21 protein-coding genes are annotated in these 19,514 nt (G+C 40.9%); 4 read left to right on the plus strand and 17 right to left on the minus strand.

Translation table 11 applies throughout. The features are described from left to right. The first annotated feature begins 134 nt into the window (after positions 1 to 134). A complete protein-coding gene (locus KXJ59_RS14955; RefSeq protein WP_295206427.1) occupies positions 135 to 494 on the plus strand; it encodes a Spx/MgsR family RNA polymerase-binding regulatory protein in 360 nt (119 codons plus the stop codon). Positions 495 to 569: 75 nt separating this feature from the next. On the opposite strand, the gene KXJ59_RS14960 is transcribed toward KXJ59_RS14955, so the two are convergent. From KXJ59_RS14960 to KXJ59_RS15015, 12 genes are all read right to left on the minus strand, one after another. Beyond that, positions 570 to 1,652 (minus strand): TlpA disulfide reductase family protein, encoded by a 1,083-nt coding sequence (locus tag KXJ59_RS14960; RefSeq protein WP_295206430.1) that lies wholly within the window; start codon positions 1,650 to 1,652, stop codon positions 570 to 572. A 2-nt stretch (positions 1,653 to 1,654) separates the two neighbouring features. Then, positions 1,655 to 2,251 carry a bifunctional phosphoribosyl-AMP cyclohydrolase/phosphoribosyl-ATP diphosphatase HisIE gene (gene hisIE, locus KXJ59_RS14965; protein ID WP_295206434.1) on the minus strand — a complete coding sequence of 199 codons (597 nt, stop codon included), beginning with the start codon at positions 2,249 to 2,251 and terminating at the stop codon, positions 1,655 to 1,657. A 193-nt stretch (positions 2,252 to 2,444) separates the two neighbouring features. Then, positions 2,445 to 3,203, minus strand: coding sequence for an imidazole glycerol phosphate synthase subunit HisF (gene hisF, locus KXJ59_RS14970; RefSeq protein ID WP_295206436.1), 759 nt, complete (start codon positions 3,201 to 3,203; stop codon positions 2,445 to 2,447). Between the two features lie 143 nt (positions 3,204 to 3,346). After that, positions 3,347 to 4,066 (minus strand): 1-(5-phosphoribosyl)-5-[(5-phosphoribosylamino)methylideneamino]imidazole-4-carboxamide isomerase, encoded by a 720-nt coding sequence (hisA, locus tag KXJ59_RS14975; RefSeq protein WP_295206439.1) that lies wholly within the window; start codon positions 4,064 to 4,066, stop codon positions 3,347 to 3,349. A gap of 10 nt (positions 4,067 to 4,076) precedes the next feature. Beyond that, on the minus strand, positions 4,077 to 4,670 hold the full coding sequence (hisH, locus tag KXJ59_RS14980; protein ID WP_295206442.1) for an imidazole glycerol phosphate synthase subunit HisH: 594 nt from the start codon (positions 4,668 to 4,670) through the stop codon (positions 4,077 to 4,079). Between the two features lie 3 nt (positions 4,671 to 4,673). Next, the gene (gene trpA, locus KXJ59_RS14985; protein WP_295206445.1) at positions 4,674 to 5,444 is read right to left on the minus strand and encodes a tryptophan synthase subunit alpha; all 771 of its coding nucleotides are present in this window, start codon (positions 5,442 to 5,444) and stop codon (positions 4,674 to 4,676) included. A 16-nt stretch (positions 5,445 to 5,460) separates the two neighbouring features. After that, on the minus strand, positions 5,461 to 6,645 hold the full coding sequence (trpB, locus tag KXJ59_RS14990) for a tryptophan synthase subunit beta (protein WP_295206448.1): 1,185 nt from the start codon (positions 6,643 to 6,645) through the stop codon (positions 5,461 to 5,463). A 34-nt stretch (positions 6,646 to 6,679) separates the two neighbouring features. Continuing rightward, positions 6,680 to 7,321, minus strand: a complete 642-nt coding sequence (locus KXJ59_RS14995; protein WP_295206451.1) for a phosphoribosylanthranilate isomerase — start codon at positions 7,319 to 7,321, stop codon at positions 6,680 to 6,682. Between the two features lies 1 nt (position 7,322). Beyond that, the gene (trpC, locus tag KXJ59_RS15000; RefSeq protein WP_295206454.1) at positions 7,323 to 8,105 is read right to left on the minus strand and encodes an indole-3-glycerol phosphate synthase TrpC; all 783 of its coding nucleotides are present in this window, start codon (positions 8,103 to 8,105) and stop codon (positions 7,323 to 7,325) included. A gap of 1 nt (position 8,106) precedes the next feature. Beyond that, on the minus strand, positions 8,107 to 9,099 hold the full coding sequence (gene trpD / locus KXJ59_RS15005; RefSeq protein ID WP_295206456.1) for an anthranilate phosphoribosyltransferase: 993 nt from the start codon (positions 9,097 to 9,099) through the stop codon (positions 8,107 to 8,109). A 40-nt stretch (positions 9,100 to 9,139) separates the two neighbouring features. After that, complete coding sequence (locus KXJ59_RS15010) at positions 9,140 to 9,724, minus strand: aminodeoxychorismate/anthranilate synthase component II (protein ID WP_295206458.1); 585 nt, start codon at positions 9,722 to 9,724, stop codon at positions 9,140 to 9,142. Between the two features lie 81 nt (positions 9,725 to 9,805). Beyond that, a complete protein-coding gene (locus KXJ59_RS15015; protein WP_295206460.1) occupies positions 9,806 to 11,224 on the minus strand; it encodes an anthranilate synthase component I family protein in 1,419 nt (472 codons plus the stop codon). 239 nt (positions 11,225 to 11,463) lie between these two features. Here KXJ59_RS15015 and KXJ59_RS15020 point away from each other — a divergent pair, with 239 nt between their 5' ends. Genes KXJ59_RS15020 through KXJ59_RS15030 form a run of 3 tightly spaced genes read left to right on the plus strand, consistent with a single transcriptional unit; the run spans position 11,464 to position 14,108 of the window. After that, complete coding sequence (locus tag KXJ59_RS15020) at positions 11,464 to 12,744, plus strand: amidohydrolase family protein (RefSeq protein ID WP_295206462.1); 1,281 nt, start codon at positions 11,464 to 11,466, stop codon at positions 12,742 to 12,744. Positions 12,745 to 12,755: 11 nt separating this feature from the next. Beyond that, positions 12,756 to 13,208 carry a DUF2147 domain-containing protein gene (locus KXJ59_RS15025; RefSeq protein WP_295206465.1) on the plus strand — a complete coding sequence of 151 codons (453 nt, stop codon included), beginning with the start codon at positions 12,756 to 12,758 and terminating at the stop codon, positions 13,206 to 13,208. A 3-nt stretch (positions 13,209 to 13,211) separates the two neighbouring features. After that, positions 13,212 to 14,108: a hypothetical protein gene (locus tag KXJ59_RS15030; RefSeq protein ID WP_295206468.1), complete on the plus strand. Its 897-nt coding sequence runs from the start codon at positions 13,212 to 13,214 to the stop codon at positions 14,106 to 14,108. Here KXJ59_RS15030 and KXJ59_RS15035 read toward each other — a convergent pair. From KXJ59_RS15035 to KXJ59_RS15055, 5 genes are all read right to left on the minus strand, one after another. Further along, positions 14,105 to 14,782: a 2-C-methyl-D-erythritol 4-phosphate cytidylyltransferase gene (locus KXJ59_RS15035; protein WP_295206471.1), complete on the minus strand. Its 678-nt coding sequence runs from the start codon at positions 14,780 to 14,782 to the stop codon at positions 14,105 to 14,107. The two genes, KXJ59_RS15030 and KXJ59_RS15035, sit on opposite strands and share 4 nt — an antisense overlap. 78 nt (positions 14,783 to 14,860) lie before the next feature. Next, positions 14,861 to 15,811 (minus strand): isoaspartyl peptidase/L-asparaginase, encoded by a 951-nt coding sequence (locus KXJ59_RS15040; RefSeq protein ID WP_295206474.1) that lies wholly within the window; start codon positions 15,809 to 15,811, stop codon positions 14,861 to 14,863. A 159-nt stretch (positions 15,812 to 15,970) separates the two neighbouring features. After that, complete coding sequence (locus tag KXJ59_RS15045; protein WP_295206476.1) at positions 15,971 to 16,960, minus strand: bifunctional ADP-heptose synthase; 990 nt, start codon at positions 16,958 to 16,960, stop codon at positions 15,971 to 15,973. Further along, positions 16,960 to 18,399 carry an amino acid permease gene (locus KXJ59_RS15050; protein ID WP_295206479.1) on the minus strand — a complete coding sequence of 480 codons (1,440 nt, stop codon included), beginning with the start codon at positions 18,397 to 18,399 and terminating at the stop codon, positions 16,960 to 16,962. The genes KXJ59_RS15045 and KXJ59_RS15050 overlap by 1 nt, the downstream gene beginning before the upstream one ends. Positions 18,400 to 18,716: 317 nt before the next feature. Beyond that, positions 18,717 to 19,313: an OmpH family outer membrane protein gene (locus tag KXJ59_RS15055; protein ID WP_295206482.1), complete on the minus strand. Its 597-nt coding sequence runs from the start codon at positions 19,311 to 19,313 to the stop codon at positions 18,717 to 18,719. Positions 19,314 to 19,514 lie beyond the last annotated feature (201 nt).

Genomic DNA, 19,514 nt, shown 5'->3' on the forward strand with positions numbered 1-19,514 from the left:
GTCAACAAAATAAAGATTATTGGGTTATAATCACCGGGAAATTAGATAATTGGTTCTATCCACCGGAAAATCGGGGAATGGGCTGTTTTACCGGCTCTTATTATATTCGCAGCCAATTAAATTCAGTAAACAAAATGTACAAGATATACGGCATCCCCAATTGCGACACCGTGAAGAAAGTGTTCACCTGGATGAAAGAACAGAAAATAAGTTTCGAGTTCCATGATTATAAAACCATGGGCATTACTGAAAAGGAGTTAAAAAACTGGTGCGAACAGGCTGGCTGGGAAACCATTTTCAATAAACGATCCACTACCTATAAAGAATTATCACCCGAAATACAAGCTTCCATTACCAGTGCAGCAAAAGCCATTCCGGTGATGCTCGTACATGCCAGTATCATTAAGCGGCCTGTTATCACTAAGGGCGATGAAGTAATATTGGTTGGATTTGATGCGAAGAAATATGCTGAAGTATTGTTAAGTAAGAGATGAATAGTGAGTAGTCAGTAGTGAGTAGTGAGTAGTGAGTAAATAAGTAGATGTTCACTACTGACCACTCACTACTCACTATTTCAATATTTCCTTTAACTTCTGTTGTAAAAACTGCTCTCTGAGATCACGTGCGATAATTTTTCCATCCGGGTCAATCAGCATATTGGCAGGGATGCCCTGTATGCGGTATAATTGTGCTGCTGCGTTGTTCCAGTATTGCAGATCACTTACATGGGTCCAGGTAAGATTATCAGCTTTAATGGCCTGTAACCAGCTACTACGTTCCTGATCGAGCGAAACCCCCAATACAGTAAAGTTTTTGTCTTTGTAAGTATTGTACGCCAACACCACATTCGGATTTTCCATTCTGCAGGGTCTACACCAACTGGCCCAGAAATCAACCAGTACATATTTACCTTTGAAGGAAGATAATTTTACCGGATTACCATCCACATCATTCTGCGTAAAATCAATCGCCTGTGTACCTACACTGCCAATTTTGGCATCAGCAATCATTTTTGCAACTGTTTCTGAATAAAAACCTTTCTGTGCAACAGGTTGCAGTTCATTGTACCGTGCTTCTAATTCATTGATACTTTCATACAGCGGACTTACGGCAAATAATACAAACGGACTTACAGGCGATTCAGGATTACTCTTTACATAACTGGCAGCATCAGCCAATACAATGGCTTTGTACTGATTGAACAGAGAAATAAGCGAATCTCTTTTTTGAGGTTGTGTAGATTGATTGATGACAGAAGCCAGGTTATTCAATTTATCTTTTGTAGGGTTAAATTTTACCCTGAAACGTTCATATTCTTTCTGAACAGCAGAGCCCATAACAACTGCTTCGCTAAGCTTAGACAACTCTCCATCCAGGGTTACCCGGTCATTGCTGATGAACAGATCGAGTTGTTCATTCCTCTTCACAAAACCTACCTGAACCAGTTCAGGATTTTTTAATCTGCCTTTTAACAGAAAAGCTCCATTCATGGCTTTGCCGGTAGTGAGCGTTTGTCCGGTTACACCATTGCTGAGAAACACAACTGTATTATCCGGAAGACCTTTAATAATACCTTTAATCTCAAAAGAATCTACCCCTATCTGTGCCAATAAACTGCATGGCAACAATAATAATAACAAAAGTTTTTTCATACTTATCTTGAATGTCTTTTTTTCAATATATCTATCACAGACCCTAAGTTATGACCTTTGACGTTAAGTAAAAGTAAATAATGGAACAGCAGGTCGGCCGCTTCATTCAGGAAGAGTTCTGTATTGTCGTCTTTGGCTTCGATCACCAGTTCTACAGCTTCTTCTCCCACTTTTTGTGCCACTTTATTGATGCCTTTTGAAAACAGTTTGGCTACATATGATTCCTCCGGAGAAACCTGTTTCCGTAAACGGATAATATCTTCGAGATAGAGTAAAAAATCTTCACTATGGTTTCTTTCACTCCAGCAGGTATCGGCACCGGTATGACAAACAGGTCCGAGCGGATGTGCCTGTATTAATAAAGTATCATTATCGCAGTCTACCGACATACTTTTCAGTTCGAGAAAATTACCACTCTCCTCTCCTTTGGTCCAGAGCCTGTTTTTGCTGCGGCTGAAAAAAGTAACTTTCCCAGACTGTTCTGTTTTTGTCAGTGCTTCCTCGTTCATGAAACCAAGCATCAATACTTTATGTGTATTAAAATCCTGTACAATCGCCGGCACCAATCCATCCACATATTTCGCAAAATCTACTTTCATACAATAATCATTAATCGGTTCTTACAATGTGAGCAACTTTTGGGGCCTGGCGGTTAGTCTTTAGCTGTTAGCTATTGGCCATTAGCAGGTATAAAGCATTTGGTAACTCTAAAAGATACCACCATCCTTTACCTTTACCTTCACCCCCTTCCTACTACTTGTGTCTTATTCCTTGTTTCTTATTTCTTATTCCTTATTTCCTCATCCTTACTCCCTGTCCTGCAAGATAATCTTTCAATTCCGGTATACCGATTTCTTTAAAGTGAAAGATGCTTGCTGCCAGTGCTGCATCAGCTTTTCCTTTTGTAAACACATCAGTAAAATGCTGCATTGTACCACCACCACCGGAAGCAATTACCGGAACAGATAAAGTACCTGCCAGGGTTGCTGTAATGTCTAAGGCAAACCCTTGCTTAGTGCCGTCATGATTCATAGATGTAAGTAATATTTCACCGGCTCCCAGATCAACGGCCTGTCTCGCCCAATCTGTGCATAAGGTATCTGTTTTTACCCTGCCCCCATTCAGGTATACATACCATTGACCATCTGTTTCCTGTTTAGTGTCAATCGCCAGTACTACACACTGTGAACCGAATTCTTTTGAGAGATCTGCAATCAATTGCGGATTTTTATAGGCAGCTGTATTAACAGATATTTTATCAGCACCATGCTGCAGCAGTACCTGTACATCTTCCACACTACTGATACCTCCTCCAACAGTAAACGGGATATTGATATTCTGAGAGATACGGTTCACCAGTTCACTCAATGTTTTTCGTTTTTCATTGGTAGCAGTTATATCAAGAAAAACCAGTTCATCGGCCCCTGTTTTAGCATACAAAGCTCCGAGCTCAACAGGATCACCGGCATCACGGATATTTTCAAAGTTGATGCCTTTTACTGTGCGGCCATCTTTAATATCGAGACATGGTATAATTCTTTTTGTCAGCATCTTATAAACTAATTTCTTACTCCTATGCGTAAACTTTGTTATCTCATGTTCTCTGCGGTCCCTTCCTTCGTCAGGATGACGTGAGGAACCCCACCGCAGAGAACGAGAGGAAGCAGAGGCTTCGCAGAGTCATTTAATTATTTTTATCTGTTGAACTTTGATAATTCTTTTAAACTGATCCTGTTTTCATAGATGGCTTTACCTACGATGGCACCTGAGCAGCCTGCTTCACGCAATACTTCAAGATCACTCATACTACTCACACCTCCACTTGCGATAAAATGAAGTGATGGAAACTTTTCAAGGATCTGTTTATATAAAACAACAGAAGGCCCTTCCAGTTTACCATCTTTACTTACGTCGGTACAAAACAGTTGTTGTATACCAAGCCCTATGTATTTTTCTATAAAATCATAAATCCATACATCAGTTGTCTCTAACCAGCCCGACACAGCGATTTTCTCATCTTTTACATCAGCACCTAAAAGAAATTTATCGGCACCATATTTTTGCATCCACTCAATAAAAACGTTTTCCTGCTTCACAGCAAGACTGCCGATAGTTGCATAAGCTGCTCCTGAATTGAACACAACAGTCAGGTCTTCTTCTTTTTTTATACCTCCTCCAAAGTCGAGGATTAAAGATGTTTTGCTTGTTAGTTGCTCTAATACTTTCCAGTTTTTTACTGCACCTGCTTTAGCGCCATCTAAATCAACCAAATGCAATCTTTTCAGCCCCGCATCCTCGAACTGCAAAGCTACTTCCAGCGGATTTTCATTGTACACTGTTTTCTGGCTATAGTCTCCCTCTGTGAGGCGAACACATTTGCCATCAATAATATCTATTGCCGGAATAATTACCATTTTGATTTAATCAGAGCTTTAAAAAATTAGTCAATATTTTTTCTCCTACCACTGCACTTTTCTCCGGATGAAATTGAACACCATAAAAATTATCCCGGTGTAAGGCTGAGCTATAGGGTTGAATATAGTCGGTAGTAGCAATCGTATGCTCACCTTTTGCTGCATAATAGCCGTGTACAAAATAGCAATAACTGTTTTCCGGCACCATATTAAACAAGGGTGTTTTTACATCTGAAATTGTATTCCATCCAATTTGCGGCACTTTTAAGCCTGTACCTTGTTGTGGTTTAAATTGTTTTACTGCTTCATCAAAAATATTCAGACAGGTGGTGTCATTCTCTTCCGAATGTCTGCACATTAGCTGCATACCCAGGCAAATACCCAATACAGGTTGCTGCAAACCTATTATAAGCTGATCGAGTTTTCTTTCCCTGAGATAGTGCATAGCTGTACTTGCTTCACCCACACCGGGAAAAATTACTTTATCGGCAGATGCAATCATCTCATGATCGTCTGTAACTGTTGCGGTGGCACCAATCCGTTCCAATGCATAACGAACCGACTGTATGTTTCCCGCATTGTATTTTATGATTACCAGGTTCATATCTTATTTTAATACCTGTTCCAGGAATTGTTTTGTTGTAGTACGAATATCTGTACCCTGTTCCAGTGCTTTGATATAAGCCGATCCAATGATGGCGCCATTGGCATATTTACAGGCTGCTTCAAATGTTGTTTTGTCTTTAATTCCAAAACCAACCAGTACCGGATTTTGCAATTGAAGCCCTCTGAGTTTTTCCAGATAAGTTTCTACAAGACTGAAATCTTTATCATTTCCCGTGGTAGCCGATGAACTTACTGCGTATAAGAAACCTGTGCTTAATGTATCCAGTTTTTTTATCCGCTCCTGGCTTGTTTCAGGTGTAACAAGGAAAATAAAATCAAGCCCATACTTTTTAATGATCGCTCCGTAAACGGTTTCATATTCATATTCTGGAAGGTCGGGTAATATCAGACCATCTACTCCAACAGCAGCAGCTTCTCTGCAAAAATTCTCAAACCCATACTGTAATACAGGATTCATATAGCCCATCAGTAGCAGGGGAATATTTGTTTTAGCGCGCAGTTCTTTTAATTGTTCAAACAGTACTGTTATTCCCATTCCATTTTGCAAAGCAATGGTACTACTTGCCTGTATTACAGGCCCGTCGGCCAGCGGGTCGCTATAGGGCATCCCAAGTTCTATTAAATCGGCTCCGCTCTCTTCAAGAGCCAATATGATATTGATTGTATCATTCAACTGCGGATAACCTGCTGTGCAATACACATTCAGTACCCTTTCTTTTTTTTGCTTGAATAAATGCTGTATCCTGCTCATTGGCTGTTAACGAATTTTATAAATGTTGCATATAAGTTGCCAGGTCCTTATCACCTCTACCACTCAAACAAATCACTATCCTGTCTGTGTTTTTTAAATTTAATTTATCGAGTACAGCAAAAGCATGTGCCGTTTCCAGTGCCGGAATAATACCTTCTGTTTTACTCACATGAAAAGCAGCTTCCAGGGCTTCTTCATCAGTAGCACTTAAAAACAAGCCTCTACCACTTTCAAACAGATAGGCATGTAAAGGGCCAATACCGGGATAATCCAACCCTGCTGAAATGCTATGTGGTTCTATTACCTGTCCGTCTTCAGTCTGCATCAGCAAACTCTTACTGCCATGTAAAATACCAGGCTTACCTAACTGAGTTGTGGCCGCACTCATTCCACTATGTACGCCATGACCTGCAGCTTCCACTGCCACCAGTTGTACAGTTGGCTCATCCAAAAAATGATAAAATGCACCAGCAGCATTGCTGCCACCACCTACACAGGCTATCACATGTGTTGGCAGCTCTGTTCCTGTTTTTTCTTTTAACTGTATCCGCGTTTCCTTACTGATGACACTTTGAAATTTCGCTACCATATCGGGGTATGGATGCGGGCCTACTACACTGCCGATAATATAATGTGTATCGTTCGGGTTATTGATCCAGTCGCGGATCGCTTCATTAGTGGCATCTTTCAGGGTTTTACTACCACTTTTTGCCGGCACTACTGTTGCCCCCAGCATTTTCATTCTAGCTACATTGGGTGCCTGACGTTCAATATCTTTCTCGCCCATGTAAACAATACACTGAATTCCTTTTAAAGCACAAACAGTAGCAGTTGCCACCCCATGCTGCCCTGCACCAGTTTCAGCTATGATCCTTGTTTTGCCCAATCGCTTAGCCAATAATATCTGACCAATGGTATTATTGATTTTGTGTGCACCGGTATGACAAAGATCTTCTCTCTTCAAAAAAATTGTAGCCCCGGTTTCTTTACTAAGTCTTTCTGCATGAAACAAAGGTGTTGGTCTGCCTACATAATCTTTCAATAATGTTTCAAACTCGGCTTTAAAATCCGGGTCATTCATTATGGCAAGGTATTGTTCCCTTAATTCTGTCACATTACGGTGTAACATTTCGGGGATATAAGCCCCTCCAAACTGTCCGTAATAGCCCTGCACATCCGGTTGCTGATAAGTAGTTGCCATTGATTATTGTTTTGGGCATAATACTATGCCTTCATTAAAATTGTTTTATTGCCTTTATAAATTTCTCTACTGCCTGCATGTCTTTCAAACCCGGTATGGTTTCAAATTTGCTGTTTACATCAATGGAAAAAAGATCTTTTGCTACCGGATCTTTGGCAAAACCTGTCAGTTCTTCCACATCATCCGGACCAATTCCACCACTCAGAAAAAAGGGTTTGTTGATGTTAATTCCCTTCAGCATAGACCAATTAAATTTCTTACCTGTTCCTCCATAGCCCGTCCCGTCGGTATCAAACAAAAACATATCCGCTATTTCCTGATAGTCTTTTATTTTCCATAATACCTGATCATCCTCACGCAGCCTGAATGCCTTGATCACACCTACATAGTCTGCCACTTTTTCACAATACTTGGGTGTTTCATCTCCATGTAGCTGAACCAGGTGTAATCCGCAATCATCTACGGCCTGTAACAATTCTTCCACAGGAGCGTTCACAAAAACACCCACTTTATTAATATGTTGTCCTTTTATTTTTTTTATTTCGGGTCTTGGCATATGCCTGAATACATATCTGGGCGATTTGGGGTAAAATATAAAACCCGCAAATTCAACTCCCAGTGCATCCAATTGCATTACTTGTTCGGTATTGGTCATACCACAGACCTTAATTCTCATGTTATTTTGCTTTTAGTTGATGTATAAAATCAGCAAAAGCAATCGAAGGTTTTGATTCTTTCATAAAGTTTTCTCCGATGAGAAAGCCCGAGAACCCGGCATTCCGTAAAGTTACGATTGTATCCACATTACTGATACCACTTTCTGCTATGGCTGGTTTTCCCGCAGGAATATGATCAATCAAGTGTAATGAGGTCTGAATGTCTACTTCAAAGGTTTTCAGGTTGCGATTGTTGACTCCCACCATGTCTACCATATCGCTGATATGCCCCAACTCTTCTTCATTATGAATTTCCAGTAATACTTCCATACCCAGCCCTTTGGCACAGGCGCCCAATTCGTTTACTTCATGAGGATTTAAACAGGCAGCTATCAGCAGTATCACATCTGCCCCCATTGCCTTGGCTTCATAAACCTGGTATTCATCAATCATAAAATCTTTTCTGAGAATAGGAATATTATTGAACCGGGCTTTCTCCAGATCGGCTGTCGTACCTCCAAAGAATTCAGTATCTGTTAGTACCGATATTCCGGCTGCATATTGTGCATAAGCACTGGTAACTTCTTCCACTGAAGCATTGGCATTGATAATACCTTTTGAAGGCGATTTTCTCTTGTATTCTGCAATAATACCTGTTTTAGTATCATCTGCGAGGAAACCGGTGAGTGAAAAAACCGGTCTTACAAAATAAGGTTGTTGCTCCAATATGTGTAATGGTGTGGTTAGCTTTCGCTCCTCTACTTCTTTTCTTTTCTGTGCAACAATGGTATCGAGTATATTCATTTTATTGCAGGTTGATTAATTTTTCCAGTGCCTTGAATGCTTTCCTGGTTTCAAGACTTTCTACAGCGGCTGAATAGGCAGTTTCATAGCTATTATATTTACCGGTACAATAAAGGGCCATAGCAGCATTGGCCAACACTACAGCGTTCTGTGCCCAGCTTCCTTCTCCTTTTATGATACGTGTAAATAATTTTGCTGCTTCTTCTACTGTATTACCTCCATAAATATCTTCTGCTGTCACCATTCGCTTACCCAGTTGCTCCGGTGTCATGATTCTTTCTCCGGTATTGGTTATTACTTTGGTATCGTTCGTCAATGATATTTCATCATACCCGTCAAGACTGTGAATGATGGTAAATGCATTTCCTGTTTCCTGAAGGAGATAATTATAAATACGGGCCATTTCAAGGTTATATACACCTACCAACTGGTATGCTGGTGTTGCGGGGTTTACCATCGGCCCCAGCATATTAAAAAAAGTGCGGACACCAAGATTTTTACGTATTGGGCCCACTACTTTTAATGCCGGGTGAAACAATGGTGCATGAAGAAAACAGATATTGGCCGCATCCAGTTCTTTTTTTAGTTCATCAGTATTATTCTTGAACCTGTACCCAAGCTGTTCCATTACATTCGACGCCCCGCTTACCGATGATGCTCCATAATTACCATGCTTGGCCACCTGCTGACCCGCGCCTGCTACAATAAAACAGGACAGGGTTGAAATATTGAATGTGTTTTTGCCATCTCCTCCGGTTCCAACAATATCCATTACTTCATGTCCGTTCATATCTACTTTCACAGACAGTTCCAGTAATGCGTCTCTGAATCCATGTAATTCCTCAATGGTAATGCTCCGCATCAGGAATACCGTAATAAATGATGCAATCTCCGATTCATTGAATTGTCCGCCAGACATCTGCAACAACACTTCTCTTGCTTTCTCACGGCTCAGTGTTTTATGTTCGAATAAATATTGTAATAATTTTTTCATATCTGCTATTTGTCATTTTGTAACCGATACTCCCTATTAATTAGCTCTTTAGCCAGTTGCGTAATATTTTTTCTCCGTCAGGTGTTAATACACTTTCAGGATGAAATTGTACTCCCTGTACATCATAGTTTTTATGTTGTAATGCCATGATATAATTGTGTTCATCTCTTGCCGTAACCTCCAGTTCAGCCGGGAAATCTTCTTCACTAATAACCCAGCTATGGTACCTGCCCACAATCAGTTCTTTGTCAAAACCCTGAAAAACATCATTAGCCTTTGGTTGGCGCTTTGCAGTCTGTAACTGAATGGGGGTTGCCACGCCATGATAAACTGTAGTAAGGTTTAGCAGTTTGCCTCCGAATGTTTCTCCTATTGCCTGGTGACCCAGACAAACCCCCAGGATTGATTTTACCGGGGCATATGCTTTAATCAATGGCAATAATAATCCTGCCTCCGCAGGTACTCCCGGACCTGGCGATAAAATAATTTTATCGAAAGCGTTCACTTCTTCCAGCGTTACCTGATCATTTCTTCTCACGGTTACCTTTGTATGAATAATCTTCTCTACCAGGTGAACCAGGTTATAAGTAAATGAATCGTAATTATCGAAAACAAGGATGTTCATTAAGTTTGATTTTCTGTCTTAAGATACTTTTCGGGGTCTCTGATTTTTGATTTAACTTTTTACAGTGCTTTTACACTGCTTTTATACAATGCTTTGAGCAATTCCGATCGCTACTTTGAGGGCATTCAGTTTATTGTTTACTTCCTGCAATTCACTTTCTGGATTTGATGCTGCTACAACACCTGCACCTGCCTGATAATAGAGTGTATTGTTTCTACTGAGAAATGAACGGATCATGATGGCATGATTGCAACTGCCATCAAAACCCATAAATCCAATGGCGCCGCCGTAATAACTTCTTGCTGTTGGCTCATAACCATCAATCAACTCCATTGCCTTGAATTTGGGAGCACCACTCAATGTTCCAGCTGGAAAAGTTTGTGCCAGAATAGCAAAAGGGTTATGCCCGGCAGGAACTTTGCCCATAACTTCACTCACCAGATGAATAACATGACTATAATATTGCACCTGTCTGTAATGACTTACTTGCACATCGGAACAGGCCCTGCTAAGGTCATTGCGGGCAAGATCCACCAGCATTACATGTTCTGCATTTTCTTTGGCATCATCTAATAGTTTGGCTGCCATTTGCTGATCTACCTCATCATCGCCGGTTCTTTTAAATGTACCTGCAATCGGGTGAACAATTGCCTTGCCTCCCTGTATTATCAATTGAGCTTCTGGTGATGACCCCATCAGTTTATATTCTCCATAATCAAAAAAGAATAAATAAGGTGAAGGATTCACTGTTCTTAATGCCCTGTACACATTAAATTCATCACCCGTAAATGATTGCTGGAAACGTCTACTTAATACAATCTGAAACACGTCGCCACGAAGACAACTTTGAATTCCTTTCTGTACCATTGACCGGTAGTCTTCATCAGTCATATTGGATGTTTCTACTCCTCTGGCTTTGAAAGGATATACAGGTACATCTTTACTTCTGATCAGCGACTCTACCATTGCCAATTCAGACTCAATACCACTGATCCTGTTCTCACAAATAAATAATTCATCCTTAAAATGATTGAATACAATCACATACTGGTATAAACGATAACGCATTAATGGTATGGCCGAATCTGCTGATACCGGTTTTTTTAACTGAATGGTATCAAAAAAACCAACTGCATCAAAACAACTGTACCCAAAGAGTCCCTGTGCAAAAGCAGCTTCTTTTTCTGGTGCAGGTTGTATTTCAAAGCGCTGCATAAAATTCCACAACTGAACAGGTACTGTTGACTTATCACTGATCGACAGTTTTTCAGGTTGCTGGGCAGGCAATTTAATTTCCATTGTTTCTGCCGAACGTATTTCAACACCGGCGATGGCATTGATACAGATAAAGGAATAACTGTTCTCTGCTGCATGGTGATCGGTACTTTCGAGTAAAACCGTATCACGAAACCTGTCGCGTATACGTAGGTAAATCCCTACCGGCGTATACACATCAGCCAGTAATTTTTTAACGCTCGTCTGAATCTGGATCTTTTTCATGTTTCTTTTTTGAACCCGGTATTATACTAACAAAAAACCCCGACAATGTCTGTCGGGGTTTCTGAATATGATTCATACAGTACTGGCTATGCCATTACAATCCCCGATCGGAGTTTGAATGCCACCACCACTGACTGTTGATTGTTCTTTTCATTGTGTTGCAAAAATGGGGTAGTTGGGTAATACAAACAAATTTTTTTTCCATCATAGTTTGTTATTTTCAGGAAAAACCAAGTCCTGTGGTCATATTTCGCCATTTTCTGATTTTTATCCTGCTCAGCGCAAGCCTCTCTGTATCAGCAACACAAACAACCGATAGTTTTTTACTCATTAAAGCCGACCATTTGTTTGATGGTGAGCAAATGCATACCGGATGGGGCATTTGGGTCCAGGGGCAGAAAATTGTAGCCGTAGGCCCGCTTTCGGGTCTGCCAACGCATTCCCCGTATAAAACTTTTGACCTGAAAGGAAAGACATTATTACCCGGATTGATAGAAGGGCATTCTCACCTGTTGCTTCATCCTTACAATGAAACGAAATGGGACAAACAGGTAATGGATGAATCTGATGCCGAAAGGGTTGCAAGGGCCGTTGTTCATGCCCGTTCTACTTTAATGGCAGGGTTTACCACTGTGCGAGATTTAGGTACCGAAGGAGCAGGTTACGCTGATGTGGGATTAAAAACAGCTATTGAAAAAGGTATTATCCCCGGCCCCAGAATGTTGATTGCTACCAGGGCAATAGTAGCCACCGGTAGTTATGGTCCGAAATTAGGCAACCTGAATCACCAGGTTATAAAAGGTGCGGCAGAAGCAGATGGTGTGGAAGGGCTTACAAAAGAAATCAGGCAACAAATGGGCAATGGTGCTGATCTGATAAAAGTATATGCCGATTACCGATGGGGCCCCGACAATACACCTGCCCCTACTTTTACACTTGAGGAATTGCGTAAAGCAGTTGAAGTTAGTGCGAGTGCAGGCAAACAGGTGGTAGCGCATGCCAGTAACATTGAAGGAATGAAAAGAGCTGCATTGGCCCGCGTAAGCACTATTGAACATGGAGACTATGGCAATCATGAAGTATTTGATTTAATGCTAAGAAACAATGTGGCACTCTGTGCTACTCTTGGTGCAACAGAAGCTACCGCTACTTATGATGGCTGGAAAAAAGGAATCATGCCTCCAACTGACCGTATAGCTGCAAAGAAAAAAAGTTTTCAACTTGCATTACAGAAATCTGTCACCATCTGTTTTGGCGGTGATGTGGGTGTATTTACTCATGGTGATAATGTTCGGGAAATGGAACTGATGGTTGAATATGGCATGAAACCTGTTGATGTCATTAAATCTGCCACCTCCATTAATGCTAAGGTGTTTGGTATTGGTGATAAAATCGGCCGGCTGCAAAAAGGTTTACTGGCAGATATGATTGCGGTTGACGGAAATCCTTTGGAAGATATTAGTGTAATGAGGAAAATAGTATTGGTGATGAAAGAAGGAAAAATTTATCTCCACCCATAAATATAAATCTTATGTACAAGATACTGAAGAGTAACCTGGTTAGTATTTGTTTTCTGCTGGTGGCTACTGTTTTTGGGAAAGACAAAGAAAACCCGGACGCCATCATTGGCACCTGGCTGAATGCTTCCGGTAAGGGTCATATACAAATTTATAAACAGGGTAATAAATTTTATGGCAAACTGGTTTGGTTAAAAGAGCCCAACGATGAAAAAGGCAACCCGCGCGTTGATTCCAAAAACCCAAATGCCGCTTTAAAAACCAAACCGCTTATTGGCGCTGTTATACTTCGTGATTTTGTGTTTGATGATAATGAATGGAACAGTGGCAGAATATATGATCCGCAAAATGGCAAGGAGTATAAATGTTTTTTACGTTTAAAAGATGACAGAACATTGAGTGTAAGAGGTTATATTGGCGTTTCCTTACTGGGCAGAACAGAAGTATGGACCCGTATCAATCAATAGTTTTTGAACAATAAAATACTGATATTACCCCCCCATCTTATAGAGCAGGTTAAATGGGATGATTGTGTACACAACCATCTCAATGGCCTTATTTATGGACAATATGATTACTTAGACAGCATCTGCGATCACTGGCATGGTATTGTTGTGGGAAATTATGAAGCTGTAATGGCTTTACCCTGGAGAAAGAAGTATGGATTCAGGTATTATTATACGCCCCCTTTTATGCAGCAACTGGGCATAATGGGCAACCTGGATGCAGTAAATCACGATACACTGGCAAGAGCTATCCGTCAATTTGCATGGTATGGCGACCTTCACCTGAACTTCAGTAATCATCAACTGGCTTCTGCGTTACAGTCGAAAAATAAAACCAATTTCATCATCAATCTCAAAAATGGTTTTGAAGCCATACAAGCCCGGTACAGCAACGATCTGAAACAAATACTTCAAAAAAACAGTCAGGGTCTTTTATACAGCAGAGACGACAATTTTCTGCCTGCTATTGAATCTTACCGTGAATACTATGCTGCACGTATGCCACATGTTAGTGAAGATGATTTTTTGAGGTTTTCGGTATTGTGTAAGCAGCTGGCCAACCGCAGCGACTGTATCGTCAGATCGGTGCGCAATCATCGAGGAATCATGCTATCTAATGTTTTGCTGTTAAAAGACAAGAAAAGAATCTACCATCTTTTTAATACAGTTACTCCGGAAGGAAGAACACAACATAGTAATCACAAACTCATCAATCAGGTCTTGCAGGAGTTTGCCGGTCAGGATTTATTATTTGATTTTGAAGGGTCGGAGCTTGAAGGCGTGAGCACTTTCAATAAAAAATTCGGCGGACATATCCAGCCTTATTTTCACTACAAGAGAAATTTGCTGAGAGGAGTTTAAAGTATTCCCTGAGAGGCAATAACCTGCTCGGCAATAATCAGGTCTGCGGGTCTGGTAATTTTTATATTGGTAAACTCTCCTTCTATGAGGTATACTTCTTTTCCTGAGGCTTCTACTACTGTTGCTTCATCTGTAAATTTTTCTTCAAAAGGTCTGTCAAATGCAGGAAGTAATAATTCACTCAAAAAAGTTTGTGGTGTCTGTATAATACGTACCTGGTTACGATCAATTACCTGGTGCTGCTGGCCGTTGACAATCCGTATACTGTCTGTTGCTGCTACTGCAGGAATAGCACTGCCTTTATTCAATGTTTGCTGATAACACCGTTTAATAAGATCATGGCTGACAAGACATCGAACACCGTCATGAACAAATACCACTGCAGGTTCTTTTACCAGTAACAGCCCATTCTTTACAGACTGAAAACGGCTATCGCCTCCTCTTGTAATTTTAACTCTTTCGGTCGCCTGCAAATCCATTATTATTTCATTACCTGCTTTAATATGCTCTTCTGGTAATACAAGGATTATTTCTAGATCAGTCCATGTTTCGAGGAAACGTTGAAGGGTATGATGCAACAATGGTTTCCCGTTCAGTAGCAGGAATTGTTTGGGTATGGTGGCCCCCATTCTCTGACCGGTTCCGCCGGCTACGATAACAGCAATTTTTTGCATAATAGTTGATCTAAAAAAAGGGAGCTACAAAAGCAGCCCCCTCCTTTTCTCATGTGTATCAGTTCTAATCAAATATAATTATTTGTAAATAAAAACTCCACTTCTTCCCTTACTATTTTTCATACCACGGTACATTCCGGCACTGTTAAAAACCATAGCGGCATTACCTTCTGCATCAACACCAATCATACCACCTTCTCCTTCCAGCTTCATGAGTTTATCGTGCACCACTACTTCCATCGCTTCCTGCAAACTCAGTCCTCTGTATTCCATCAGGCAACTCACATCGTAAGCTGCCACGGTTCTGATAAACATTTCGCCATGTCCGGTACAACTGATGGCACAGGTTTTATTATTGGCGTAGGTACCACTTCCAATCAGTGGACTATCACCAATACGTCCATATTTCTTATTGGTCATTCCGCCAGTAGAGGTTGCACCCGCAATATTTCCTTTTGTATCGCAGGCTACGGCTCCTACCGTACCAAATTTTTTATCCCGCATCAGTTCTTCCAGGTGATGATTGGTATGATCAAGTGAATAATTATCTGAATCGCGGATGGCTTTCCACTGGTCGTATCTGAACTGGGAGAAAAAGTATTCATCGGGCTCCAGTTTTATACCCTGTTTAATGGCAAAATCATTGGCCCCTTTACCGCTCAGGAATACATGGTTACTGTTACGCATTACTTCTGTAGCCAGTTCTATCGGGTTTCTTACATTCCTGATGGCTGCAACAGCACCGGCTGCAAGTGTTGAGCCATCCATAATAGCCGCATCCATTTCCTGTAACCCCTTTTTTGTGAATACTGAACCACGCCCGGCATTAAAGAGAACATTGTCTTCCAACACAACTATGGCTGCTTTTACCGCATTAACAGCCGTTCCTCCCTGTTCGAGTACTGCATAACTTATGTCTAAAGCCTGTTGCAATCCCGTCTGGTATGCCTGCTCAAGTTCCGGGGTCATGTCTTCTTTCAAAATAGTTCCCGCCCCGCCGTGTACCACAATGGTGAAATTCTCTGTCATAGTTCAATGTTAAAGCACCCGAAATTAGACATTTAGAAAAGGGAGAATATCGAATTGTTTCAAAGAAACGTTAGATATGGTTTAATGAACGGAGGAAAATGGTGAATAGTGAACAGTAAGTGGTCTGTAAAAAAAACAACTCACTTCTCACCCAACACCTCATTCTCCAAGCAGCAGTTCACATTCCTGCAACAGTCTTTCCTTATTAATAGCTGCTGTACCTACTTCTTCGCAAACAAGTCCGCCTGCAATATTGGCCATTTCAGCTGCCAGGTGCATGTCTTTCGTTACCGCATAACATAATGAAGTAACTGCAATAACCGTATCGCCCGCACCACTTACGTCGGCTATATTGCGAATATGTGTAGGTATAATTCTATGTGCTGTTTCGTCCTGATAAAATACTCCCTTTTCAGACAGTGTAATCAAAGAAATATGGTGTTGCAAATGCTGTTGTAACGTTTCGTGAATCTGTTTGAGGGATGAGAGATCAATAGTATCTGTTAATAAATTTAACCCTTCTTTTACTTCTTTCAGGTTGGGTTTAAATATGGTTACTCCGTGGTAGGCCAGAAAATTTTTTTTCTTTGGATCAACCGCTGTAATTATATTTTTTGCTTTGCACAGAGCAATCACTTCTTTTATAATCCGTGGTGTGAGTACACCTTTATTATAATCCTCGAGTATCAGTACCTGTGGCTTTTGTATTTCGATACAAAGCTTTACCTGTTCCAGTAATATGTTTTCTGTTTCCGTATCAATATCAGTGGTAATTTCTGCATCAAGACGCATCATTTGCTGATTACGGCTCATGACACGTGTTTTATTTGTGGTTACCCTGTTGGTGGCTTTTTTGATGTATTGTGTATCGATATTTTTCTCCTGTAATAACTGTATCAGTTGTTCGCCATCAGCATCTGCTCCTATCACAGCGATCATGGTTGTTTTTGCACCCAGCGAAGCTGTATTGAGGGCCACATTGGCTGCACCACCCACACGCAGTTCTTTTCGTTTCAGTGCCACAACGGGTACAGGTGCTTCGGGTGAGATACGGTCTACCGAACCCCACCAATAGGTATCAAGCATTACATCACCGAGAATGGCAACACGTGTATTGCTAAAATCTGCAAAAAGCTGTTCAAAGTTCATCAGGCTTCCTGTTTCTTATTTCGGACTGCAAGATAATACAAAGGAATACCAATCAGCGTAATGGCTAGTCCCCAAAGTGAATAAGTAGGCGAAGACCATACCAGGCCCACACAAAACAATGAGGCCAGAATGATATAGATGATGGGTAATACCGGATAACCGAATGCTTTGTAAGGTCTGGGCAGATCAGGTTGTTTTTTACGGAGTATAAAAATACCGATGATGGTGAGTACGTAGAATATCACTACCACAAAAGATACCATCGTTAACAGGTCGCCATATTTACCACTCAAACACAAGAGTGATGCTACCAGACATTGTATCCATAACGCATAGGCCGGAACAGCATTCTTATTGAGTTCTGCTGTCTTTTTAAAGAATAAGCCATCCTGTGCCATGGTATAATATACACGGGCGCCAGCCAGGATAAGACCATTGTTGCAACCAAAAGTGGAGATCATGATCATCACGGCAATTACAATGGTGCCTGCGTTACCAAATATCTGGTTGGCAGCAGTTACCGCTACCCTGTCGTTTTCAGCAAATGCAATAGATTGTAATGGCAATACATGCAGGTACATGAGGTTAGCAGTAATATAAATCAATGTTACAATCAGTGTACCCAGGAAGAGACTTAGTCCAATATTACGTTGCGGGTTTTTGATTTCGCCTGCAATAAACGTTACGTTGTTCCAGGAGTCGCTGCTGAAAATAGAGCCTACCATGGCAGCGGCTACAGCGCCAATTAATACCGCGCCCGATATAGGTTTCCAACCTGTGGCTTGTAAGGCTCCACCTGCATCTTTACTACCCATATCCTGCATGGCCGATAATCCTGTTTGCCAATTCTCCGACCAGAAACTTTGTTTAGCCAACAAGAATCCAAATACAATCAATCCGAATAAGGATACCAGTTTGGTGACCGTAAATGTACTCTGGATAATCTTACCTCCCTTTACGCCACGGGTATTGGTATAAGTGAGAAAAGCAATCATGGCAATGGCCAGTAACTGGGCCGCCGATATTTTTATAAAACCCAGATCGGCAATAATATTTTGTTCGCTCACAGAAGGTATCAGGTAAGCGGTAAACCTGCTGAATGCTACACCTACAGCAGCGATGGTAGCTGTTTGTATTACAGAGAAAAAGCTCCACCCAAATAGAAAGCCCACAAGCGAATTATATGCTTCTTTGAGGTACACATATTGTCCGCCGGCTTTAGGGTACATAGCGCTCAACTCACCATAACTAACGGCTGCAGTAATCGTCATAAAACCTGTAATCAGCCAAACCAGCACGAGCCATCCGGCACTACCCACATTTCTGGTGATATCTGCACTTACAATAAAAATACCCGATCCTATCATACCACCTGCAACAATCATGGTGGCATCAAATAAACTCAGGGTGGGTTTAAACGAAGGGTTCGTATTACTCATATGGTTGCGTAGTTAGGAGTTCAAGATAAGGAAAAAAAGATTCAGGGAACAAGTGTCAGGCTGCAAGAGATCGTGATGAATTCCGCAACATCAGGTATTACGGGCAGTGTTAATTTGCAAGGGATCAATTTGGATAAAATCCGTTTAGAAGCGGATAATTTTAGATACTGCCATTCGTTTTCCAACCTACGTTAAAACCTTTCCTTACAGTACATACTTACCCCACAAACAAAAAACGCATGAACCAAAGTCCACGCGTTTCAGATATTTCCTCCAAAAAGCTAGCAGCTAGTAGCTAACGGCTAGCAACTTTCTTCCTACTGCTTCTTCTTATACTTCTCATTCAACCCTTTAATTACATCTGTTGTAATATCATAAGCTGAATCTTTATAGTAGAATGCCAGCGACTCTGAGTTATTTCCTACAATAAAAGCATATCCTTTTGAGGTATTGTATTCTTTCAGGTAATCACTTATTTTCTGGCGCACATCGAGCATCTTTTTCATGCTCTCATCCTGCATTTCATTATTCATCATCTGCTCCTTGCTGTTATAGGTTTTCTCCATCTGCATCAGTTCCTGCTGCTTGCTGTTAACTTCGGCCTGAGTCATGGTTTGCGCAGAACGCTGCAGGTCCTGGTATTTGGCAGCAAAAGCTTCTTTTAACTGGTTCAGTTGTTTGCCGTTTTCCTGGGCTTTGGCCTGAATGGAATTACTTACTTCTTTGTAATAAGTAAAATGCGCCTCAATAGAATCAATCTCAAAATATGCGATCTTAAAATTACCCTGTGGTACTTCTTTAGTTCCACTTACCACACCTGGCTTACCATTTCCACCCGAAGAAAACTGAAGGTAAAATAACACAGCCACTGCAATCACTAAAGCAATATTTAACCCGATCGTAAAATTTTTCATGTGTCGATTTTTATTGGTTTTAGCCATATGGAATTCGCCTGCAGACAATTAAGTTGGTATCAACAACTGGGCTGGCTTATTTCATGAACTGATTTTTAGGTAATAAAATTAAACGCTTTTGTTCCCGTTTTTTTCCGGGATGACAAGATTAACAATAAATATCAGAATACAAAAACCCTGTATAAGTAACTCAATGGGTAC

Source organism: Sediminibacterium sp. (assembly GCF_019264485.1).
Taxonomy (GTDB): domain Bacteria; phylum Bacteroidota; class Bacteroidia; order Chitinophagales; family Chitinophagaceae; genus Sediminibacterium.